This is a genomic window from Mesorhizobium carmichaelinearum (assembly GCF_900199455.1).
Classification (GTDB): Bacteria; Pseudomonadota; Alphaproteobacteria; order Rhizobiales; family Rhizobiaceae; genus Mesorhizobium; species Mesorhizobium carmichaelinearum.
The window spans coordinates 1-21,276 of the sequence record NZ_FZQR01000028.1 but is presented as its reverse complement, the minus strand read 5'-3'; the positions used below and the strand labels follow the sequence as shown (position 1 = coordinate 21,276).

At 58.8% G+C, this 21,276-nt stretch carries 19 protein-coding genes, 1 tRNA gene and 2 pseudogenes; 16 read left to right on the top strand and 6 right to left on the bottom strand.

The genetic code is table 11. The features are described from left to right. Nucleotides 1-11: 11 nt before the first annotated feature. Nucleotides 12-911: a LysR family transcriptional regulator gene (locus tag CKW40_RS34885; protein WP_095204256.1), complete on the bottom strand. Its 900-nt coding sequence runs from the start codon at nucleotides 909-911 to the stop codon at nucleotides 12-14. A 101-nt stretch (nucleotides 912-1,012) separates the two neighbouring features. Here CKW40_RS34885 and CKW40_RS34880 point away from each other — a divergent pair, with 101 nt between their 5' ends. Together CKW40_RS34880 and CKW40_RS34875 are read left to right on the top strand one after the other, a co-directional pair. Continuing rightward, entirely contained in the window at nucleotides 1,013-1,897 is an 885-nt protein-coding gene (locus CKW40_RS34880) for an NmrA/HSCARG family protein (protein WP_095204255.1), read from the top strand. A 75-nt stretch (nucleotides 1,898-1,972) separates the two neighbouring features. Further along, nucleotides 1,973-2,049 (top strand) — tRNA-Pro (locus tag CKW40_RS34875). A 333-nt stretch (nucleotides 2,050-2,382) separates the two neighbouring features. Here the strand turns inward: CKW40_RS34875 and CKW40_RS44120 are convergent. Continuing rightward, the gene (locus CKW40_RS44120; protein WP_179298229.1) at nucleotides 2,383-2,994 is read right to left on the bottom strand and encodes a DJ-1/PfpI family protein; all 612 of its coding nucleotides are present in this window, start codon (nucleotides 2,992-2,994) and stop codon (nucleotides 2,383-2,385) included. Nucleotides 2,995-3,208: 214 nt separating this feature from the next. On the opposite strand from CKW40_RS44120, the pseudogene CKW40_RS44115 reads away from it, so the two are divergent. The 4 genes and pseudogenes from CKW40_RS44115 to CKW40_RS34855 form a co-directional block, all read left to right on the top strand. Continuing rightward, nucleotides 3,209-3,403, top strand: a pseudogene (locus tag CKW40_RS44115) (adenylate/guanylate cyclase domain-containing protein); the annotation flags it as partial. Between the two features lie 239 nt (nucleotides 3,404-3,642). Continuing rightward, nucleotides 3,643-4,143, top strand: a complete 501-nt coding sequence (locus CKW40_RS43285; protein ID WP_143748433.1) for a hypothetical protein — start codon at nucleotides 3,643-3,645, stop codon at nucleotides 4,141-4,143. Continuing rightward, nucleotides 4,143-4,553, top strand: coding sequence for a hypothetical protein (locus CKW40_RS34860; protein WP_095204252.1), 411 nt, complete (start codon nucleotides 4,143-4,145; stop codon nucleotides 4,551-4,553). Before CKW40_RS43285 ends, CKW40_RS34860 begins: the two co-directional genes overlap by 1 nt. Nucleotides 4,554-4,577: 24 nt before the next feature. After that, nucleotides 4,578-4,973, top strand: a complete 396-nt coding sequence (locus CKW40_RS34855) for a sunset domain-containing protein (RefSeq protein ID WP_095204251.1) — start codon at nucleotides 4,578-4,580, stop codon at nucleotides 4,971-4,973. 574 nt (nucleotides 4,974-5,547) lie between these two features. Here the strand turns inward: CKW40_RS34855 and CKW40_RS34850 are convergent. The 3 genes from CKW40_RS34850 to CKW40_RS34840 all read right to left on the bottom strand — a co-directional run bounded on the left by CKW40_RS34850 (nucleotide 5,548) and on the right by CKW40_RS34840 (nucleotide 9,330). Further along, nucleotides 5,548-6,357 carry a hypothetical protein gene (locus CKW40_RS34850; RefSeq protein WP_095204250.1) on the bottom strand — a complete coding sequence of 270 codons (810 nt, stop codon included), beginning with the start codon at nucleotides 6,355-6,357 and terminating at the stop codon, nucleotides 5,548-5,550. Between the two features lie 188 nt (nucleotides 6,358-6,545). Further along, nucleotides 6,546-7,322 carry a hypothetical protein gene (locus CKW40_RS34845; protein WP_143748432.1) on the bottom strand — a complete coding sequence of 259 codons (777 nt, stop codon included), beginning with the start codon at nucleotides 7,320-7,322 and terminating at the stop codon, nucleotides 6,546-6,548. A gap of 16 nt (nucleotides 7,323-7,338) precedes the next feature. Beyond that, entirely contained in the window at nucleotides 7,339-9,330 is a 1,992-nt protein-coding gene (locus tag CKW40_RS34840; protein WP_095204248.1) for a CHASE2 domain-containing protein, read from the bottom strand. A gap of 184 nt (nucleotides 9,331-9,514) precedes the next feature. Here CKW40_RS34840 and CKW40_RS34835 point away from each other — a divergent pair, with 184 nt between their 5' ends. The 10 genes from CKW40_RS34835 to CKW40_RS34790 all read left to right on the top strand — a co-directional run bounded on the left by CKW40_RS34835 (nucleotide 9,515) and on the right by CKW40_RS34790 (nucleotide 20,730). Beyond that, nucleotides 9,515-11,164 (top strand): caspase family protein, encoded by a 1,650-nt coding sequence (locus CKW40_RS34835; RefSeq protein ID WP_095204247.1) that lies wholly within the window; start codon nucleotides 9,515-9,517, stop codon nucleotides 11,162-11,164. A 759-nt stretch (nucleotides 11,165-11,923) separates the two neighbouring features. After that, entirely contained in the window at nucleotides 11,924-13,501 is a 1,578-nt protein-coding gene (locus CKW40_RS34830; protein WP_143748431.1) for a coiled-coil domain-containing protein, read from the top strand. Next, nucleotides 13,485-14,675: a PAN domain-containing protein gene (locus CKW40_RS34825; RefSeq protein ID WP_095204245.1), complete on the top strand. Its 1,191-nt coding sequence runs from the start codon at nucleotides 13,485-13,487 to the stop codon at nucleotides 14,673-14,675. The genes CKW40_RS34830 and CKW40_RS34825 overlap by 17 nt, the downstream gene beginning before the upstream one ends. A gap of 168 nt (nucleotides 14,676-14,843) precedes the next feature. Next, complete coding sequence (locus CKW40_RS34820; protein ID WP_095204244.1) at nucleotides 14,844-15,599, top strand: thermonuclease family protein; 756 nt, start codon at nucleotides 14,844-14,846, stop codon at nucleotides 15,597-15,599. Between the two features lie 40 nt (nucleotides 15,600-15,639). Next, nucleotides 15,640-16,023, top strand: coding sequence for a hypothetical protein (locus CKW40_RS34815; protein ID WP_143748430.1), 384 nt, complete (start codon nucleotides 15,640-15,642; stop codon nucleotides 16,021-16,023). Next, a complete protein-coding gene (hxsB, locus tag CKW40_RS34810; protein ID WP_095204242.1) occupies nucleotides 16,020-17,429 on the top strand; it encodes a His-Xaa-Ser system radical SAM maturase HxsB in 1,410 nt (469 codons plus the stop codon). The genes CKW40_RS34815 and hxsB overlap by 4 nt, the downstream gene beginning before the upstream one ends. Before the next feature lie 71 nt (nucleotides 17,430-17,500). Next, the gene (hxsC, locus tag CKW40_RS34805; protein ID WP_342202960.1) at nucleotides 17,501-18,526 is read left to right on the top strand and encodes a His-Xaa-Ser system radical SAM maturase HxsC; all 1,026 of its coding nucleotides are present in this window, start codon (nucleotides 17,501-17,503) and stop codon (nucleotides 18,524-18,526) included. Continuing rightward, nucleotides 18,523-19,047, top strand: coding sequence for a His-Xaa-Ser repeat protein HxsA (hxsA, locus tag CKW40_RS34800; RefSeq protein WP_095204240.1), 525 nt, complete (start codon nucleotides 18,523-18,525; stop codon nucleotides 19,045-19,047). Before hxsC ends, hxsA begins: the two co-directional genes overlap by 4 nt. 451 nt (nucleotides 19,048-19,498) lie before the next feature. Next, nucleotides 19,499-19,903 carry a host attachment family protein gene (locus CKW40_RS34795; protein WP_095204239.1) on the top strand — a complete coding sequence of 135 codons (405 nt, stop codon included), beginning with the start codon at nucleotides 19,499-19,501 and terminating at the stop codon, nucleotides 19,901-19,903. Nucleotides 19,904-20,220: 317 nt separating this feature from the next. Beyond that, complete coding sequence (locus CKW40_RS34790; RefSeq protein ID WP_095204238.1) at nucleotides 20,221-20,730, top strand: pyridoxamine 5'-phosphate oxidase family protein; 510 nt, start codon at nucleotides 20,221-20,223, stop codon at nucleotides 20,728-20,730. 173 nt (nucleotides 20,731-20,903) lie between these two features. Here the strand turns inward: CKW40_RS34790 and CKW40_RS44420 are convergent. Further along, a pseudogene (locus CKW40_RS44420) lies at nucleotides 20,904-21,276 on the bottom strand (hypothetical protein); the annotation flags it as partial.

Here is a 21,276-nt window from a genome sequence, read left to right as displayed (position 1 = left end):
GCAGATATGCCTTAAGCCGCGTTTGCCCGATTGGAAATCCGCTCGACCGCCAGATCGATGAAGGCCTTAACCAGGGGTGAAAGGTGCCGGCTGCTGGGATAGAGAACGTGCAGGCCGCCGGCCGGCGTCGTGTAGCCATCGAGAACGCGCCGCAGCCGTCCCTCGTTTATCAGCCCCTCGGCCATCAGCTGGGGCAATTGGGCGATGCCGAAGCCTGCGATTGCGGCCGCCCCCACCGCCTGCATCTCATTGGCGGCGAAGCGCCCGGCGACCACGACGGTTTCCTGGCCTTGTGGTCCGTCCAGCACCCAGTGAGCGCCCGAGGCCGACGGGCCGGCGATAACGCATCGATGGCGGACGAGATCGGCCGGGCCTTCCGGCATGCCGTAGCGTGCCAGATAGTCGGGGCTGGCGCAGAGCAGCCGGTGCGTGGAACCGATCTTGCGGGCAATCAGCGTCGAATCCTCAAGTCTCCCGGTGCGGAAGGCGAGGTCGATGCCGTCCTCGACCAGGTTGAGTTTGTCGTCGGTGAGACGGAGCTCGACATTGGTCTTCGGGTACAGTGCCAGAAACTCGATCACGGCGCGGATGAGGAAGTGACCGCTGAAACCAACAGGGGCCGAAATGCGGATCGAGCCTGAAGGCTCCGCCCTCGCCTCGGCGAGGCGCAGATTCGCCTCCTCGATCGTCCGCAGGCCCTGGCTGCTTTGCTCATAGTAAAGGCGCCCGGCATCCGTCAGGTTGAGGCTGCGCGTGGTGCGCTGCAGCAGGCGCACACCGACCTCGCGTTCGAGCGCGGCGACCCGGCGGCTGACGGTCGTCTTTGGCATGGCGAGCAGGCGCGCGGCAGCGGTGAAGCTGCCGGCTTCGACGACGCGGGCAAACACGATGACATCGTTGAGGTCGATCATTGTGCTCAAGATTGGGACAAAGTTTTCCAATTATAGGCAATTATGCATCAATGCGACAGAGCCTAATTTTGCTCCAGACAAAACAAGATGGAGCAAATGAGATGACCAGCAAACGAAGCATTCTTGTGACCGGCGCCACGGGCCAGCAAGGCGGCGCCGTTGCGCGTGCCCTGTTGTCCAGGGGCCATCGCGTCAAGGCACTGACGCGCAAGCCCGACAGCGATGCCGCACGGCAACTGACGGCGGCGGGTGCCGAGGTTGTGGCCGGAGATCTCGCCGACGCAGCCTCCGTCGTGAAGGCCGCAAAGGACGTCGACACCATGTTCCTGATGGGCAACAGCTACGAGGCCGGCCTCGAGGAGGAAACCCGCCAGGGGATCCTTGCCGCCGATGCGGCGAAGGCCGCCGGCATCGGACACCTGATCTATTCATCCGTTGCCGACGCCGACAAGCAGACCGGCATTCCGCATTTCGAAAGCAAATATCTGGTCGAGCAGCATGTCAGGCAGCTCGGCATCCCCTACACGATCAGCGCGCCGGTCGCCTTCATGGAGAATGCCGTCGCGCCGTGGTCGATCGGCACGCTCAGCCAGGGCATTCACGCCTTCGCCATGCCGCCGAAGCGCGTCCTCCAACTGGTCGCGCTGGCGGATATCGGCGCCTTCGTCGCCACCCTCGCGGAACGGCGGGAACAGGTGTTCGGCAAGCGCTTCGATTTTGCCGGGGATGAATTGTCCGGCGAAGAGCAAGCGAAAATCCTATCCGAGGCCATCGGCCTGCCGATTCGCTATCAGGAAATCCCGATTGATGCTGCCCGCCAGCAGAGCGAGGACGCCGCGCTGATGTTCGAATGGTTCGACCGCGTCGGCTACGACGTCGACATCGCCGCCTTGCACAGGCAATTCCCAGAGGTGCGCTGGCACGGTTTTGCCGACTGGGCGCGCGCATTTAACTGGGGCGCCAGCGGCATGCGCGGCGAAAGCTGATGAAATGCGACAGAAGTCCTGCCATTGCCGCTTGCAGGAATGAGGTGTGGCGGCTATAAGCCCGCCGTCTGGTCACGGAGTGTAGCGCAGCCTGGTAGCGCACCTCGTTCGGGACGAGGGGGTCGCAGGTTCAAATCCTGCCACTCCGACCAGAAAAAACAGACACTTAGGTGTTTGTTTCTCCCGACACCCCACAGATATCCCCACAGAAATGGAAAGTAGTTGGCAGCTCTTAGCGGCTGGCAGGGTGTATAGCTCTCCTAACCAGCGTTCAGTTGCCGGCAGTCTTCGGATGACTGCAATGGGCCGTTAGCTGACCGGCAGGTTACAGCAAGCGAACCCAGGATATCCGTCGTTGGCACGCAGCTCTGCCGCATCGGCACGCGGTGAGGCTATCCGCCTGTCTTAGGCTGCGGTGCTGGGAGGCAATAACCACCAATCTCAAACATCGACTGGCCCCACTTTGAGCTACGTCCTGACAATCCCTAGTTTCTCTTCACCGGACTGCCGCCCGCGAGCAGATAAAGATAGGCGATTGAATATTCGGAGGCCGATTGCTGGGTCTGGCCGCTGATAAGCGTGCCGTCGACGACCACATGGACGCCCCATGGCTCAACGCAGCTGAACCTGATTCCGGCCGCTTCCATGACCGGCTGCGGGAAGTTTGGGATGAAGTCCTTGCCGTATAGCTCCTCGGCCTGCGCGTCTTCCGTGCGCGAGAAGCCGGTCGCAGAGCGGCCCGAGACCCGGAAGGGTACGTTGGCGAGCGCGATCGACCCGTGGCAGATCGTGCCTACGATCTTTCCCTGGGCGAAGGCCGCCTCGAGGATGCGTGCGACGTCTTCGCTGGGATACAGATCGACCGCCGCGCCACCGCCACCGACTATGTGAATTCCGTCGAATGACGCGATATCGACGTCCTTGAGGGCGACGGTTGGGCTCAGGCGCTCGATCAGCGCCGGATCGGAGAGGAACCCTTTGCTGACGAGGTCGCCAGCCTCCCAGGAATTCTTCGAATAGGGACCGCTGATCTTATCAGGCAAAATCCTACCGCCTTTCGGACTGGCCAGCGTGATCTCCGCACCGCGTTCGGACAAGTGCCAGAAGGGATGCGTGAGCGAGAACAGCGCAGTCAGGCCCTGGATGACAAGCGCGCTGGCCTGGACAAGCTCGATTCCCTCTGGAAGAGGAATGACGTTCGCGGCCGGAACGACGACATATTGCGCATAGCCTCCGGTCCGCGCCCGCCTAGACGCGAGTACTCCGCCCACCGCAAAGCGATGTGAACGCTTTTGCAGTCCAGGAGGGAGAGTGGCGCGGCCGGAACGGAAACTCGTGGCGGTCCTGGCTGCGGACGTTGTCGGGTACTCGCGTCTGATGGGCGCCGACGAGGCCGGAACCCTTTTGCACCTGAAGACACTGCGCGCCGAGGTGATCGATCCGAAGATTGCGCAATTCAATGGTCGGCTGGTCGGCACGGCGGGTGACAGCTTGCTGATCGAGTTTCCCAGAACGCGCCGATATTGCATAAGTCGCAACTTATAGGCGGGTCACCAACCCACCCGCCCGGCTGTTTTTCGCCGTCGCACATAGCCATTGCGACGACGGACTATGAATAACCCGGTATATCTCTTGAGACGACCGAGCACTTTGTGTCCAGGTCGGAATTTACCAGAACAACTGTCATATCTTGCAGAAATATTAATTTTAGTAGATGCTGATTTAAAGCCTTGGGAGGGCTGGGGATGAACAGAAAGATGTTGATGGCACTAGTTGCCATTGCGCCGCTTTGCGGCTGCCAAACAAGCAATCAAGCCGACTACATGCAAATCGGTTATGGGCCAAGTTTTGATGTCGCCCATGCTCAGTGCGAGATGCAAAAAGGGTCGGTTGACCAAGGCTATATTGCCATCGGATCGCCCGGCTTCGTTGCAGGAGCCGGGATAGGCAATGCTCTCGGCAACCTGGCCGCCGAAGATCAATACATGAAGAACTGCCTCATCCTAAGTGGATGGAAGCGCGCGCCGCACGGACAGGGCACCGCGGCTGCATCAGCCGTAGCCGCCGGTGCGCCGCCGACACCCTATGGGATACAGAGCGCACCTGGCAGTTGGATCAACACGGCCCTTCTGGATTGGTCGGATGCGAACAACAAATGCGTCGCTGGCGACAAAGCCGCATGCGGCACTCGAGCGAAGCTTGGGGCTCGACTTAGGGCGGCTGGCGTCAACCCGGCACCGGTCTGATGGTTGGCGCGACGACGATCTGGCGCCGGGGATCGCTGCTCTGCCTGAGCGCCCTTCTGGGAGTCAGCGGGTGCGGCGCTGACTACCTCAACCACTACGACTCCGTGACGCTCGCCGCCGGCGAAGCCAACCGCGCCAACAGCATCGCCCAGACCGTCGACCCGTTCAACCCGAATAGCCAGAACACGCACATTGAGAGCGATGGGCAGCGGATCGCCGGCGTCGTTCAACGATATCGGGGGACGACGTTAGGGCCTGCACCGCAAGCCGGCATCGTGGTGAATGTCGGTTCAGGCGAACAACATCCTTGCGACCTTCAAACACAAACGGACAGCGCGGGCAGGCTTTGCGGCGGCCGGGCTGCTGAGGCGAAGCCAGGCGGTCGTACGGGTCACGAGACGGGCTACTAACAGGGCCGAGAGAGACAGACGAACGTGGGCAAAGTCCAGCGTCATGAAGGTGCCGATCAGACTGACCGGTGGCGAAAGGACGCCAAGAAGCGGCACCGCGGGTTTTGGCGGCTAGAGTATTTGTTCGCGCTGATCCTTGTGCCCGTGGCCGTGATCCTCTCTCAGAACCCCGATATCATCGGCGCGGCACCAAGCCTCATGCCACCTGAAGGCATTGTCGACGCGGCTCCTAGCACTTCCCTCTTTGGCGTCGGTTGCAACATCAAAGGAAATATCTCGATCAACACCGGGGAGCACATTTATCACGTCCCCGGCCAAAAACATTACATCGAGACGATTATCCGGCCAGAGTATGGCGAGCGATGGTTCTGTAGTGAGGCCGAGGCCGTCGCGGCTGGTTGGCGGAAGGCGCGGCGGTGATAGCGCGGACGTTGAAATACCAGATTGCAGTAGCCGCTTTGCTGGCCAGTGTTGTTGGATCTCAAGCTGACACGCGGCGTGGTGATTTCACCAATGCTCTTTGGTATTCGTCTAAGTGCCCAGCCTATGAACTCGACCCTGATATAGCCATGGGGGTAGCAGTTTCCGTAGGGCTTCCGGATACCCCAAGTTCAATCATAGTTGCAGAAAACGAGGGCGAACAGTCCATGCTCTCGAACGTAGCGCCATTCGCTGGGCGTCCCGAAGCATCACAACTCCCAGAAGACGTGTGCCGCTGGGCATACTCAATGTTTGGGCCAGATGGAACAAAGATCAAAGGGCTGATGAGAATACGGACCAAGGGATGAAAACTAGCGTCATAGTTGCGGCCTCGCTATCTGCCTAAGCGTCGGCATCGGGATGGCAATCGCCAGCTAAGGGCCGAAGCTGATCGCCCCGCCTACGAAGGTCTTTGACCCTGAAAGCGTGAAGGTGAAATCATCCGTGGCGGTCGCCGCAGACGTGGCGATAACCGTGACGACATGCCTGAGGTAAATTGGGCATTCGGTCCCATTTACGGCTTGACCCCTTTTTTTGCCGAAAGGTTGCGCATCTTGATGGTGATACCCTCTGGCTGAATCGCAGTGAACTGCGACGTGAGCCCGTATTTCTCCCATTCGGGCCCGAAGCCCGCCATCACCGGACCTACACAAAAGGTAAACCGCTTTGGATTCTTCGCGACACCAGGCTCGCACTGATTGGTGATGTAGCAATGCGGTGCCTGGTTGGTTGGAATGTTGTCGGCAGAATAGATCAACGTGTCGTCGCAGGTGACTCTGATCCAGCCCGTCCTGTCGGCCGCCCATCGTACCTTCATGGAAAAGGCCACCCAGGAACCGAAACGCGCCGGCGCCTGGCACTCATTGCCGAGGAAGGTAACACCCTTGGTTGCGTCCACCTTCAGCATATAAAGAAAATTGTGGATGAACGGCCCCTCCCAACTGGCGATGCGAAGGCGGCTGTCCAAACCGTCCGGCAGAAAGGCTATCGACTGGCCGTTGAAAAAGCCGAGATAGTTGAACGATGGATCGACCCACAGGTCGAAGCGATAGTCCATGCTCTCGCCTATCCTGCCGTCCGGCCCAATCAATGTGGCGCGTACATTGCCGTTGTGGCAGTCATTCTCGCCACGGCCGTCACCGTAGTCCACGCTGCTGCATTTGCGATCGAATATCTGGAAAGTGGTGACGCCGCCCTTGGTCACCGGTCTCAATGGCCCGTTCAGCCCATTGTTCTTAAAGCCGACAGGGAACTTGTCGGCCAGTGCGGAACTTGAAAAGAGCGCCGCCACCAACGTCACAAACAGGAGAATGCACCGTTTCATGCTCCCCTCCCCCTCCCAATTCTGGCAGGCGAAGCTATCAGCGAGGTGCCGGCCAGGCAATCAAGCGCTGGCCGTCGCAGACAGAGGAACCGACCTTATGGGAAACACGGAGCTGGGCTCGGGGCACGCTTGCACCAGTGGTCATGCCGGCCAGCAAGTCGCTCACGGCGCCGATCCCGGCCGGCAAGCTACTGCTGTTTCGTCACAAGCTGACGCACAAAGGCCAACGCTTGGCGTTTGCAACCGCTACTCACCATCCATCCAAGAACGCCCACCGGATTTTGGGGAATGGCGTTCTGCGGAAACACCTTGATCTCGATCAACGCCGATGTCTTGTTGGTCTCGACGACGAAAGATTTCACCTGGGCAGGGACAGGGTTCGGAAGCGAGTAAGTGGGCTTGCCGGCGCTCCAGACCAAGCCCGTCAAGGACTGCCCACCGCCGAAGCGAACCGAGAACACTACCCTCTCTCCCATACCGCGGCGTGCAAGAACCACATCGCCATTGCGGATGCAGCCGGGAGCGGATTCTTCGATGGAAATCGCCCAGGGATCGTCAAGACCACTTGGTTTGGATTGGCCGGCGGTGGTGCGCGCGCTTCCGATGGACTCGCTTCTCTGGCGCTCGTTGGTCAACAGGCTCGCTATCAGCGCAAGATTCGAAGGTCCCGCCTGCCCGTCGCCTGCCCGCGGCGAACTGTTGGGCGTCAAGGCATCCTCAGTGACCACGAAGGCAGCAGGCCCTGAAATTGGATTCACGCTGCCGTCCTCGCCGAGCAAGGTGACGACTGTACCGGCCGGCACGTTGATAACGTCGCTTGGCGCGAAGACCTTGCCTGGCGGCAGTTCTTCCACAACCGGCTCAGTCGACAGGACCACATATTGGCTGCCGGCCACTGCGCATTGCGCCGTCACGAAAACGGCCACGGCAAGGGTCAGAGAGGCGATTTGCGAGATCGGACGCATGCGGCTTATCATGGCCCTATTTGTCGGCAAGATGAATGTCTGCCCGGAAGTGTCCGCTTGCAAGACGGCCATTGTGAAAAGCGATCAGAGCGTCTTGCGGATAGTTTGCGACCAACAGCTCAAATGCCGCTGTCGCGAGCTTGTCGCCGTTGGCAAGCAGGGCGTAAGCCTTGGCATACTCTTCGCAAAGTATCGAATTTTCCGACGTAGGGCTCATTGCCTCGAAGGCCTCGATGCCTTGGTTCTTGCCCTTAAGGTGTAGAACTCCTGCAGGGCGCAGCAAGAAGCGCGTTGTCCTTTTCGCGACTTCGGAGCTTATGCAATTTTTCGTGCCTATGTACTTGTTTGCGCCCTCCAGTCGGGCCGCGGTGTTTACCGTGTCGCCAATAGCTGTGTAATTAAAGAAACGATTTCCCCCGAAGTTGCCGACGATCGCCGGCCCGCCGTGAATACCTATGCGGGTAGCGCCGCATGAATGGCCTCGTCCACGCTCTCGCAGCCGCTGCGCCAGATCCTGCACTGCCAATGCCAGGGACACCGCGCGCTCCGCCTGATCATCTTGCGCTGCCGGGGCCCCGAAGAAGCCGACCACAGCATCGCCGATGACCTTGTCGACCGTTGCACCATGCTCGATGAACAACTCGCAGAGCCCGTCCAGATATTCGTTCAGTATGTCTGCCAGCACCTCTGGCGCCAGCTCCTCGCTGAGTGATGTAAATCCCTCGACATCCGTGAAAACGCAGGTGATCTCACGGCGCTCGCCACCGAGATGGAGAGCGTCGGGCTCCTTGACGATCGCTGCAACGACGGCCGGACTGACATATTTCGAGAACGCGCTCTGAATGAAGCGGCGAGCGTTCGCGTCCCGTCTCCAAGCCAGGAAGCCAGTGAAGGCCGACAGACCGAGGACAAGCAATGCCGGGGCGACCATCGGAACGATGATCGCAAACCTCGCGAAGGCCCACGCCTCACCGATCCACACCAGCAGCACCGCACCGGCGACCGCAACAGGTTTGAAGACCACTGGGATAGGCCGCGAAACGAACCACAGGCAGAACAGCCCGGCAAGAAGCATCGGCGCGTATCCCAGAGCAGGCCAAGGGATCGATACTGTGTCCCCGGACAAGAGCCCGGCCAACGCATGGGCATGGATGGCGACGCCGGGCAGAACACCAGTTTCCGCGCCGCTCAACAACGCGAACGGTGTTGGATGACGGTCTATCTGCTGCAGGTCCAGGCCGATAAGCACATATTTTCCCTCGAACCAACTCAGCGGTGCCAGCGGAACGGCCTGTGCCGGATAGGTTGGAAAGTTGAAGGGCAAGCTGTTGGCCGTGCGGTAATAGGCCATTTCCTTCGGCCCGGGGTCGCGACCAATGCCTGCCGATGCTGCAATCGCGGCAGCAAAGCTTGGCGTCCAGCCGCCTTTCGATTCTCGTCCGGGAAAAGCGCCGCGGACCACGCCGTCGAGATTGTCGTGCAACAACGCGGCAAGGCCCCTCTTTGCCGACGGGGCGAACGCGTTGAGATAGTCGAACTGCCTCGGGGTGAGGCCGTCAATGCGCGACGCGGAGGCGATCACCACAGGGACGCTGGCGGTTTCGATAACCGTCTCCAGCCGGGTATCCTTTTGCGGCTCCGTTGGCTGGTCGAACAGCAGGTCGATACCGATGACAAGCGGGTGAGCCGACTCGATCCGGGCCACGATGTCGGCCAGGAAGCCGCGGTCCAGCGGTGAGCGGTATGGAAATTTCGCCACGGTTTGTTCTGTTATTGCGACCACGACGATGTTGCGCGGAGCGCGAGTGAATGGCGAGATCGAGACCATCATCACATCGCGCAGAACATTCTCCAACGGCGGTGACACGAGAGCAGTCGAGATGCATAGCAGAACCAGATAGACGAGCGAAGCGGCAATGCCACCTCGCCGGAGGCTGACGATCCCTCTAAGTATTCGCACTCCGAAATAGCTCCCTAGGCCAGTGGAAGCGCTACTTCCCGCCAGCATACCCGTTCGGCCCTATCAGGCAAATTGTCACCCGGTTTGCCTGGGAATGCAGGGGCTGGCGCCAAAAACGTTGTCCGCCGAAAGCCACCTCCCTGCGCCGACCATTCGTCCGCAGCACGGGGGGCAAAGCTCTTTTCGGTTGCATTAGCCTCTGCTACATTTCCCTGGGGGAGCCGTCTCTGCCATGCGCAGCGCTTTCATCCTGTTGGTTTTATTGTTTGTTGCTGTTTCAGGAAAGGCAGCCGCCGAGAAACGGGTGGCGCTGGTAATAGGCAATTCTGCCTACCTGCATGCCGCACAGCTCGCCAATCCGAAGAACGATTCGTCCGACATGAATGCCAAGCTTCAAAGCCTTGGCTTCGAGGTTGTCAGCGGCCAGGACCTCGACCTCGCGGGAATGCGTCGTACGGTGCGCCAGTTCCTCGACAAGCTCGACGGCGCCGACATGGCGCTGTTCTTCTATGCCGGGCATGGACTGCAGGTGAACGGCAACAACTATATGGTGCCGGTCGATGCCCAGTTGTCCAGCTACAATGACCTCGACTTCGAGGCCCTTCCGATGGACCTCGTCCTTTCAGCGATGGAGCGCAGCACCAAGGTCAACCTCATCTTCCTGGATGCCTGCCGGGACAATCCGTTCGCCGAGAAGCTGTCCCGCTCGATGGGGACGCGCTCAGGTTCCGTGAGTCGGGGTCTGGCCAGGCTTGGCAGCGGAGTCGGCTCGCTCATAGCTTTCGCGACGCAACCGGGCAATGTCGCCATGGACGGAGCGGGGCGGAATTCTCCATTCACGAGCGCGCTGGTCGCTCACCTCGGCACACCGGGGCAGGATATCATGCGCGAACTTATCGACGTGCGCCGCGATGTTCTGGCGGCCACGGATGGCAAGCAAGTGCCGTGGGAGAACTCTTCGCTGACTGGCGAGGTCGTGTTGAAGCCTCTCCCCACGGAACCGAAAGCGGTATCTGCCCCCACTTCGCAGTCTACGCCGCCGGACAATGCCGTCGAGCTTGCTTATTGGGCGACGATCAAGGACTCGACCGACAAGAGCTTCTTCGAGGCGTATTTGCAGCAATTTCCGGGCGGCGTTTTTGCCCCCCTTGCGAGGTTGAAGATCGACGCGATCGACAAGCGGATGGAAACGGAACGGCAGGCGGCGCACGTGCCGGAGACGGGGCGCGCCACCAACGGAACCGGCAATGCCAAGGGGACGGAAGTCGCAAGCCTTGAACACCGCGACCCGCTCGTCCCGTCATCCGCACCTGGCATAGACGCCAGCGAGCTTGCGCGCGCCACCCAAAGGGAACTCTTGCGCATAGGATGCCTTTGGGGCTGGGCTAACGGAGAGTGGGGAGCCGCCAGCCGCAAAGCGCTTCAGGCCTACGCGGATCGCCAAGGTGTCAGGCTTGCATCGCTGGAACCGACAGCCGAAATTCTGGAAAGACTAAGGGCGGCCGGAGCGCGTGTCTGCCCGCTTACTTGCGACAACGGAATGAGGGTGCAAGGCGATCATTGTGTGCCGCAGGCGATTGGCCTAAGCGCGTTTGACGGCACATGGAGATTGGTCAGACGAGCCACAACGAACTGCGGCGATTGGCGAGAACTTTCATCGTCCGTCGTCATCAGTGACGGCAAAGTATCGTCTGATTCCGGATTTACAGGAAGTGTTTCGAGCAGTGGCGCCATCAATATGAAGCAGACCTTTGTCTATAAAGGACGAACAGGCGGCAACACCCTGACTGGCGTCATAAGGGGTGACAATGGAACGGGCAAATTCAAAGGGACCGGAGCTGGCAGCGGGTGTTCAGGAAAAATTATCATGGATAGGATGTAGAAATACGGCGTCGGCTGTGGCCCGCATCGGCGTCATTCAATCAATCCTCAGCGCCAGAACGCCGAATCCACTGCGTGAAAAGCGCGCTTGGCACTTGGTCCGTCGGCGGCGCCGGAACGGTCGCCGGTCCGCATGTCCGCCAATGTGAAACGACAAATTGGCGGCCCTCCTGTGTCGCGAACAGCGGCTGCTTTCAGGATTCACAGACGATGATCCCTTCGACTGAGGTGCCGCGCCAAGCAGCGATGTCCGCAGTGGCGCCGAAAGCCGACCGACAGCTAACAGGAAGAGATCATCTAAAGCCGTCATATCCCGCTATCGGCAAGGCGTCCTGACGAAGAAGTGGCCTTTACGCTCCGAGCTCACATCGGGGACGGAGGGCGATGAAATAAGTGCCGGGGCTCCAGCACTTCACGCGAAAGCTTGGATGCAAGCGCCCGAAGGCGTTAGCCGAATCTATCGACGAGATGCCGGCGCCTCGCCAAAGCTTTTTTGTTAGAGGCTTTGTCCACGCATTTCGAGTGGTTACCGGGGCGCTGATACTTGTTCTCGTCGCAGGGCTGCTCAACCGCTAACGGCAATCATATTCACGCCCGTCGTCTCGCACATATTCTATCGATGTCGGAGTGTGAAAGTAACGATGTTTCTCGAAATCGAGGAGGTTTACCAAGCGGACGGCAATTTTTGATGCAAAGACCTGTGTTGAGTGGCAAGGTGCACTGGGGATTTAGGGAGGCGGGGAGCCTGATGTACGTAAGTATGAGCCAAAAGCTGGCCAGCTATGGCCAGTGGACATACCGTGGCGCGTGGGCACTGGAGATCATAGCTTCAATTATTGGCCTTGCCACCGGTCTTGTATTAGGCGTCCAAGCCTTCGAAGCAAGTCAATCTGCAACCGCGATGGACCTCATTCTAGCCAGTGCGCCGTTCTTCATCGTCTCGATCGCAGAGCTTACGAAGATTCCGATAGCCACACTTTTGTACAGCGCCTCCTGGGTCTGGAAGCCGTTTATCCTGGTGTTTCTTCTTCTTTTGGCCGGCATCACTTTTGAGACGGTCTTGCTGGGCTTGGAACGGGCCGGCACCCTTCGCGAACTGCAGTATGAGGAGTTAGCCGATGGGATTGACTCGCTCAACAGAGAGAGCGCGAAGCTGACTGCCTCGGATCAGGCCGCTCAGCAGACTGACCAGGTCGCGAAGGCAAGGGCGGACCTGGAAGAGGTGAGTGCGCTCGCCGACAAGGCGCGCAAGGAAATTCAAAACCGCATCGCCGATGTCGATACGGAACTCCAGGCTGCCACCGTGTTGACGCCGGAGGCGGCCAGAGCAAGAGAACAGGTTCGCGAGAGCGAGCAGAGGCGAGCGGACTTGATTGCCGAGCGAGACGGCAAAGTTAAGCAGGCCGTAGAGGAGTTTGAAAGGCAGAGGGACAGTTTCGTCCAGCGGATCAAAGACGCCCGGGAATCTGGCGATGCTGCGTCCGTGAAGCACTGGGAAGACGAGATCGGAAAACTTGCCAATCCTCGTGCCAAGATGGAGGCGAAATACGAACCGCAAATCCTCGCCATAGATCAAGAGATCACGGCCGCCCGAACAGAGTTCGACCGCTTGAGGGCTGAAAGCCCCGAGATGACCACAGACCAGAAGCAGGTGCTTCAAAACCGCCGAAGTGACCTCGAAAAGTCGCTGGACGCCACGTCCGGGGATTGGGAACAGCGCCTCAATCAGGCACGGACCACGTTGGCGGCTGCCCAATCCGCAGAAGCCTCCCAAGATAAGGTGTTGGCTGCAAATCAGGCGCGGCGCGACGAAATAGCGAGCCAGTTGAGCGAACTTGAAAAGAAGCGAATCCCGCTCGCTCGCACGGACCAAATCCGACGCATCGCGGCTCGCTGGTATGGCGAAAAGCCGGAGGAAGTAAGCGAGGCCCAAGCAGGAAAGGTTGCGGCAATCTGGTTCGGCTCGCTCGCCGTAATTGCCGGATTGGCCGGTCCGATCACTGCCATGGTGGCTCTCGGCTTGCAGAGAATTGCAGCACAGGCCGAAGACCGCTCTGAGAGCCGGCTGTCGAGACTGATTAGACGAATGCTAATAAGATGGCGCTGGCGCCGAGTTCGAACCGTTAAGGTCCCCTTTGAAGTGGTTGTCGACAGGGAGGTCGAGAAACGGGTTGAGGTTCCCTTCGAGAAGGTCGTGAAAGAAATCCTCTATGTGCCGGTTTTGACCGACGATCCGGATGCCCTTCGAAGGGCGCTGAACGAGGATTTGCCGGCCGAGGTCGCCGATCTCGTCAAAGTGTCTGCAAAGGGTGGCCGCAAAAGTGCTGATCCGGCATAACACGGCGCTTCTTGAGCGGGCTGTCGATCTGGTTGTCAAACAGGCGGCCATCCCGACGCTGCAGGCTGAGGCTGCAGCGTATGACAAGATAGCTCGCGCGAACGCCTTCAGGAGGATGATGACGGGCGGTTCGATAGCGGTCGCCGCTGTTGGTATAGGTTTCGGGGCGGCGCTGTTCTTCGGGCAAGAGCACAAACTTCCACCTGCCATAGACACAACGCTAACCGAAAAGCGCGACGACAGGATACCAACAACGGAAACCGTACCCCAGGACCGCAAGGCCGAGCGCACGAAAGCGGCCGACCCTGACGTGACCCCTAAACCGGAGACCACCACCCCGACGCCGGCACCAAAACAACCCGATGTCATAACTGCGGACTTCAACAAGTTCCTCACTCGAGAAATCGACTGGCAGGGTTCGCATTGGTCGTTGGTTTCTGGCCATCATTTCAATGACGAACACGATGCGACTTGGGACCATGCCTGGTGCTACACACGCCGGCTCGTCAATGGCGTCGACGTAAACGCAGACCTGGTGAACCGGCCCTCCCCAACGGCGAGGCCTCAAGCGCCGGTTTCTCCCGCGACGACTCTCGCATCCGTCGGGCTGAATGACGCATCCGCTTTGGAACTCGGATCGAAATGTGTATGGCTCGACAAAGGCACCTTCAGCGCCAGTGATTATGAGGCTCCCGCTGGCAGAGCCGAGATGGCGAATAAACTCGTTGCCCAGGATGGCTGGGACGCGATGGGCTTCGACCTCCCGAGTATGCCTCTGTGGAATGTATCATTCGACCAATGTCAAACCCAATGCGAGGGCGACAATCGTTGCTCAGCTATCACGTACGACAAAAAGCATTCTGCATGTTTCATGAAAGGGGACGCATCTGTTTTGGTGAAGGATCCAGATGCCACCATGGCAGCGAAGCAGGCGGTTGCGGGTAAGCTGCAATACTCCAGTCTCGTTTTCTACAAGAACACCGTTGTGGTGGGTGACTCCTATTCGAACGTCCCTAGCGCATATGCCGATTGTGTCATGGCATGTGCGGCGGATCAGAAGTGCTTGGGTTTCAATTTCGACTCTCCGAACAAGATGTGTTCGATGCTGGATCACGTAGACTCGCTGTCCCTGTTCAAGGGGGTGGCTTCGGGGAGCAAGACTGCAGGGAATTGACGATCATCGGGCTTAGGCGGCCTACCCGCGCAGGCGGACCTTATGTTGGCTTGTGAGGGCAGCGGCGCATCTTCCTCTTGGGGAGTGAGGGGTGTGGACAAATACCGATACGACAATCAGTCCGACCAATGGCGCAAGCGGAGAGGCGCACAGCGACGGCGTGCTCGCATGCTGGCAGGCATTCCGAAGCGACTCGTGATCGTGACAGTGGCGTCGGTGGCCGCCTTCGTGGCGCAGTTTGTCGTTCAGAACAGTGAAGGCGCACTCGACCACAACGTATCCCACTGGATTGGGCGCACGCCGGAGCCGATCGCCGGGGTGGCTTCCGTCATCGACGGCGATACGATCGAGATCCACGGACAACGCATCCGTATCAACGGCATCGACGCACCTGAGTCCGAGCAGCAGTGCGACGACGCCAAGGGCTTTCGATATCAGTGCGGCGTCAAGTCGGCTGCTGCCCTTGATACGTTCCTGGCGCTCTCCAGGCCCACTCTTTGTACGTTCGTCTCGTGGGACCGTTACGGCCGCTATGTAGGGGACTGCCACCAAGCGGACGGCAAGAGCATCGCCGGATGGCTGGTTGAGAATGGCTTGGCCCTGGATTGGCCCAAATACAGCCACGGGGCCTATGCGAGGCAGCAGGCGAAGGCCGAGGCGGCCAAAGTCGGTCTGTGGGTTGGTGCCTTTCAGGCGCCCTGGGATTGGCGCGCAGAGCATGCCGGGGGCGTTAAGCCATCCACTATCAAGCCGCTCGGGATCATCAGTCGCCCTCAGGTGGCGCAGAGCTACTCCTGCCAGCCGCGCCGAACGTGCTCGCAAATCAGTTCTTGCGATGAAGCGAACTGGTATTTGGCCAACTGCCCCTGGGGCGGAAAGCTCGACCGCGACAAGGACGGCATTCCGTGCGAGAGCCTATGCTGAGATATGTGTCGGGTCGCCGACGAAAAGTACAAGAGACTCTTTGACAGTCATTAAGCCTGACGAGACCGCCTTAGGCATTTCTCTCGAATACAGCCGTCCGCCGATATTCAAATCCGAATTTCAAAGTATAATGGCCGAGGTGGAGATTTTCGACCAGGTGGGGCCGCACAGCGCAGATCAGATTACAATTGAGATTCCGCCGAACTTTCGCAGTTTTGTGGATGGCGCGTTAGTTCGTGTCCAAGCTCAATATCCATCCCTTAGATTTGTCGCATCGGCTGCTGGGGTTGAGGTGGCTTGCATTTCTTCGGGTGATTTGGATGACGTGCGCAAAAGCGTGCTCCATGCCGTTTACCGAGAGAAGATCTACGTTGAGACGCTGCCGCTTCGGCAAGCCTTGATCGAGGCGGTGACTGCGAAATGACGGTGTGGCCACTTAAGTTTCGCGAGCGTCGCGACGGCAAATTTCTCTTAACCGACGATGCAGGCGGGTTCTTCCTCAGCGATCAGTCATTTCTCGAACGGTATGTCGGCAACAATCTATCGTCGGCCGATCAGACTTTTCTCCGTGAAAATGGTCATTCGTTCGAATGGGAAGGCGACCCCGACTGGACGGCCTTTGCCTATCGATGGGCTCGACGCCAATCAAAGCAGCAGGAACTTTCTTACGTTATCCTCGTGCCAACGCTGCGCTGCAATCTGACATGCGGCTACTGTCAGGTTTCCAGAGCGCCGGAAACTGCACAAGGTTTCGACTGGAGCGAAGAGACGCTGAACGGCGCTCTCAGGCTTATCGGAGCGATGAAGGGGCCACGGATTAAAGTCGAGTTTCAAGGCGGCGAACCTTTGCTACGTGTCGATTTGCTTGAACAGATACGCTCATTCGCACGAGCGAGGTTTCCCGGTAGCCAGTTTGTGGTCTGCACCAATCTCCAACGCCTGGGCGAGCGAGAATGGGCCTACCTCGACCAAGCGGACACCTTCGTTAGTACGTCGCTAGACGGAGATCGAAATACCCATCAGCGCCAACGCACCAATGATGATGCGACAACCGATGCGTTCTTCAACAACCTCGCCGATGCTGTGCGTCGCCTTGGACCGGGAAAGGTATCCGCGCTTCCCACGATCGACGTTGATGAGCCGCCGGATTTCGAGGAACTCGTCGGCAATTTCGAGCGCTACGGCATTCAATCGATCTATCTCAGGCCGATAAACCACCAAGGATTTGCTCGCCGCCGAAGAAGCGATCCGCATTCGATAGCCAAGTGGAACAAACTTCATTCCAGCTTCATCGACTATCTGATTGATCAGAACCACCGCACTGGTCGTTACGTCGAGGAATATTATTTCAGCCAGTGCCTGAGGAGGTTCCTCAGATCAGGGGCTGACGATCATGTCGACCTTCGCAATCCCAACTTCTTCGCTTCCGATTACATAGTCATTGATCATGACGGGCAGCTTTATCCGACGGACGAAGCAAGGATGCTTTCGCGCATAGGGCGTGTCGATCTGTCGATCGGCACGGTGACGGCCGGCATCGACCAGGCGAAGATCCAGTTGCTCAATCATGCCTCGCTCAACAATTTCGACCCGGACTGCATTCACTGCGCCTATCAGCCCTTCTGCGGGACAGACGTGGTCGACGATCTGTCGAGGGACGGGCGAATTGACCTGGTTCGCACCGATACCTGGTTCTGCCAGCGACACATGCGCCTCTTCGACAAGGTTATAGAGGTTATCAGTCGGCGGGATGAACCCGCGCTTCGGTCGGTTGCAAAATGGGCCCGTGTGCCATCTTGGGGGGATCACATGATCCCGGTACATACGTGATCCCGCTCCGCCTCAAGATCGAGACAGACGCTGTCGATCCATATGTGGTTCGGCTCCGGTCGTGCGAAGGAATGCCCGAACCCCTGGCTAACGTCAGTTCTCTGGACGCAGCACTAGCAACCGCGGACGGTGAAAAGGCCCTCTTTACGGGAGCGGCAGGCAGCCTTCACTTGTTTGGGATCGACCCATCCGAGGTGGACGGCGACGTTGTGTTTGTCGTGCCATGGCGAAAAACTGCACATCGGCTAATTCGGGCGAACTCTCGCCACAACACGCTTTTGATCACCGAGCGCTGCGACCAACTGTGCGTAATGTGCTCGCAGCCCCCGAAAAAGCAGCACGTCGACATGTTTCCGTTTTTCGAGACGGCCGTGCTTCTGGCACCGGAGAATTCAACGATCGGCCTGTCAGGCGGAGAGCCGACGCTTTTCAAATCGGAGCTGTTCGAATTCTTGCGAAAGACGATGAAGCAGCGGCGTGACATCGACTTTCACATTCTGACCAATGCGCAGCATTTCGAGCGCGATGATCGCGCCAAGCTCCGTGATTTGGACTTGAGCCGGATCCTTTGGGGTGTTCCCGTCTACTCTAGCGACAGCACAATCCACGATCATATCGTCGGAAAGCCAGGAGCCTTCGATCAGGTCAGGAGCAACCTTTCTCTCCTTTGCGAAGCTGGAGCCAAAATCGAGTTGCGAACCGTGCTTATGAAGCCCAACGCACCCGGGCTGCTGGACCTGGCCAGATTCGTGACGGCCGCCCTACCATTCATCGACACATGGGCAATCATGCAGCTCGAAAATATCGGGTATGGCCGCAAGAACTGGCATTCTCTGTTTTTCGACAACTCCCTGGGCTTCGACTTGGTGAGCAAGGCGCTGGATTTCTCGATCAGCCGCGGCATCGACACCAAGCTCTACAATTTCCCGCTGTGCACCGTTCCTGCTGACTATCGCGCATTCGCACCATCCACGATTTCGGATTGGAAACGGGCTTATGTTGAGGATTGCGTCGATTGCAGTCTTCGCAACGAGTGCGGCGGCTTCTTCGAATGGCATCCAAAAGTGCACGGATATGGAAGGTTTGGTGTCGCATGAAAAAGCGGTTCTTCGCGATCCCATCTTTGATCGCTGCTGGGTTTATGCCGATCGAAAGCGCCGCGATGCCGCTCGCGACAACTGGTGATGGTGGCAAGACAAAATCGCTTTTTGATATCTTCAAACTGGATCACAAATACACGTTAGCTGGCCATACCTCGCACAGCAGCCACAGCTCGCATAGCAGCCACCGATCTTCATCCGGAGGCACTTACTATCCCCCGCCGGCAGATTCAGCACCCGCCTATCAGGCACCCGCGCCTGCCTATCAACCGCCCATAGCGGCGCCAGCACCCGCTCCTCTTGCGACGCTTCCTGGAAATGCCAACAGGTTCAAAGAAATCGTTTTCCAAGTTCAATTCGCGATGCTTGCGTTCGGCTACTACAATGGGGAATTGGACGGAACGATGAGCCCCGAAATGAGGGCCGGCTTACTGAGAATGCAGTCGGACTATAATCTCAAGGTCACAGGTACGATTACCCCAGAAACGTTGACTGCCTTAGGGATCGTGGCGAACTGAGGACTTCCGAGCGTTGCGTTCTGGCGCGGAACTCCCGCTGCGTCGCTACGACGTATGCTCGAAAGTGGACCAGCAGAGCCCCTCCCGACCTGGCCTTTCTGGCGCAGGTTGAGTGATGACCGCTTTCGGGAAGCCGCACTTCGCCAGGAATGGCGGACATAGGCGCAAAGCGGATATTCCCTTAAACCCGACGTGCACCTCATCACCCGAACAACCGCATGTCACTCCGAGGATCGACATGTCTCCTTTCAGAGACCCAACGAGCGCACGGTGCTGTGTCCCGCTGCAGGGACGACTCCGTCCGACGCACGCGCGGCAGTTGTCCCCATTTGCGGCTCATCTCCTGGAAAGGTGGCTCAAGGCATCCAATGGCGACCTGATGCGTTGAGGGTAACGTCAGCAGGCCATCTATCGGATCGGCAAAGGACTGGCGCAACTCGGAGACTCACCAATGGATATTCCCAAGGGCGCCATCGTCGCTGTTGTTGACGGCGAGAAGCTCAACGTATTTCGCAATACTGGAGACGAAGCCAATCCAAAGCTGACGGCGTCGACGGCAGACGACGTGACAAACGACAACAAGGGGTCAGGCGCCCGGCACCAGAGTAGTTCCGCGAACCCTGACAGCAGTCAGATCGAGGAAGACAGTTTCGCGGCCGGCACAGCCGACTTGCTCAATCGCCAGGTTCTCGGCGGTCAAATCGCCAACCTCATCGTAATCGCCGCCCCTCGGACGCTTGGAGAGCTTCGTAAGCATTACCATCAGAAACTATCGGCCGTGCTTGTCGGCGAGATTCCCAAGGATCTTACGGGACATTGGGCCCAGGAGATTGAGAAGGTGGTTGCCGCCGCCTAGCGATATCGACATCGGGTCCGCCCTGATGATCGAGCAGGCCACGCGGACCTGGATGCAGTGGGCGACCGCCGGAGCTTAGGTGGCACGCAATCCGGCCCACGTCCAGCCAACGATACAATCCAATACGCCGTCAGCTTGCACGGCCAACAAAAAATCGGCACTGACAGCGTGAAGTGTCGCGAGCCACGGCCAGGTATGTTTCGACACTACGTCGAGATCGGTCGTCACCATGAACTGCACACGATGAAGGTATCGACTTGGAACGTCGCGGGCCCTCACAAGTTGTACGAGCGCAATTTATTCCCTGGAGGACATTTATGGCCAAGCGTCGAGAACAAAAGACAGACCTCACACCCGCCGAGGCAACAGCCCGCATTTGGGAACTCGCCAAGAAAATCGACATCTGCATGTTCGTGACGTGGGACGGCGAATACAATCGCGCTAGGCCGCTCTCTGCGCGCGTCTTCCGTGACCAGAGCGCTATCTACTTCCTCGTCAATGACGACAGCGCCAAGAACAAGCAGCTGTCGAAATATCCGAAGGTAACATTGGCCTGGAGTGACAGCAGCCACTACAAATATGTCACGATCTCCGGCCCGGCTGCAGTGACAAATGACAGGGAAAAGATCGCTGAGCTATGGGAGAAGACTGACGCGGCTTGGTGGGACAACGCTGACGATCCCGAAATCCGTCTGATAACGGTGAACCCGGACGAAGGCGAATTGTGGGACAGCCCGGGACTGGTCGTAGCTACAGCGAAAATGGTGTTCGCGGCTGTGTCCGGCGCCAAGCCGAATGTGGGCGATAACGCGAAAGTCGATCTCTAAGAGAGCCAGGCCGCGCTGCATCGTTGCCGGAGAAGCACATGACCAATCGCGCCTGCAGCACATGCGCCGCTTTCGTCCTGCTTGCATCGGTGAAGTCACGTACACGGATGGCGGCGTTTTCGGGGCCAATGGCGGCACAGGCGTTGTCTAAAGCCAGTTGATTGCGATCAGGCCTATCGCAGCAAGCCCTCGTCCTCGAACGCGTCCCATCCTTCCAACTTGGATGGCGCCCCCTTCTCTTTACCGGGTTTTTTCGCACCCTTGCCCTTGCCAGCGCGCGTCAGCGCGGCCTTGCCAGCGCCGCGCCGCCTGTTCTCAGCAACTTCTTGCGCGTCCTGTTCTCTCCAGACGGACGATAGGTCGCGATCGAGCACGTCCTCTATGTGCCGCGGGTCGAAAACATGGAAAGTGACGGCCTTCGTAAGCGCTGTCTCGTTGGCACCTTTCGCGCGTTGTCGTGAGCGACGATGCTCGGAGCCTTGAGGGCTTCGACACATGACGATTTCAGAGCTTACGCTTAAGTCCAGGGACGAGGAGCCGGTTCGA

Excerpts from the sequence above, each read along its gene's own strand:
- CKW40_RS34885 (WP_095204256.1), bottom strand. The coding sequence starts at position 911 with ATGATCGACCTCAACGATGTCATCGTGTTTGCCCGCGTCGTCGAAGCC.
- CKW40_RS34880 (WP_095204255.1), top strand. The coding sequence starts at position 1,013 with ATGACCAGCAAACGAAGCATTCTTGTGACCGGCGCCACGGGCCAGCAA.
- CKW40_RS43285 (WP_143748433.1), top strand. The coding sequence starts at position 3,643 with ATGAACAGAAAGATGTTGATGGCACTAGTTGCCATTGCGCCGCTTTGC.
- CKW40_RS34860 (WP_095204252.1), top strand. The coding sequence starts at position 4,143 with ATGGTTGGCGCGACGACGATCTGGCGCCGGGGATCGCTGCTCTGCCTG.
- CKW40_RS34850 (WP_095204250.1), bottom strand. The coding sequence starts at position 6,357 with ATGAAACGGTGCATTCTCCTGTTTGTGACGTTGGTGGCGGCGCTCTTT.
- CKW40_RS34845 (WP_143748432.1), bottom strand. The coding sequence starts at position 7,322 with ATGCGTCCGATCTCGCAAATCGCCTCTCTGACCCTTGCCGTGGCCGTT.
- CKW40_RS34840 (WP_095204248.1), bottom strand. The coding sequence starts at position 9,330 with ATGCTGGCGGGAAGTAGCGCTTCCACTGGCCTAGGGAGCTATTTCGGA.
- CKW40_RS34835 (WP_095204247.1), top strand. The coding sequence starts at position 9,515 with ATGCGCAGCGCTTTCATCCTGTTGGTTTTATTGTTTGTTGCTGTTTCA.
- CKW40_RS34830 (WP_143748431.1), top strand. The coding sequence starts at position 11,924 with ATGAGCCAAAAGCTGGCCAGCTATGGCCAGTGGACATACCGTGGCGCG.
- CKW40_RS34820 (WP_095204244.1), top strand. The coding sequence starts at position 14,844 with ATGCTGGCAGGCATTCCGAAGCGACTCGTGATCGTGACAGTGGCGTCG.
- hxsB (WP_095204242.1), top strand. The coding sequence starts at position 16,020 with ATGACGGTGTGGCCACTTAAGTTTCGCGAGCGTCGCGACGGCAAATTT.
- hxsC (WP_342202960.1), top strand. The coding sequence starts at position 17,501 with ATGCCCGAACCCCTGGCTAACGTCAGTTCTCTGGACGCAGCACTAGCA.
- hxsA (WP_095204240.1), top strand. The coding sequence starts at position 18,523 with ATGAAAAAGCGGTTCTTCGCGATCCCATCTTTGATCGCTGCTGGGTTT.
- CKW40_RS34795 (WP_095204239.1), top strand. The coding sequence starts at position 19,499 with ATGGATATTCCCAAGGGCGCCATCGTCGCTGTTGTTGACGGCGAGAAG.
- CKW40_RS34790 (WP_095204238.1), top strand. The coding sequence starts at position 20,221 with ATGGCCAAGCGTCGAGAACAAAAGACAGACCTCACACCCGCCGAGGCA.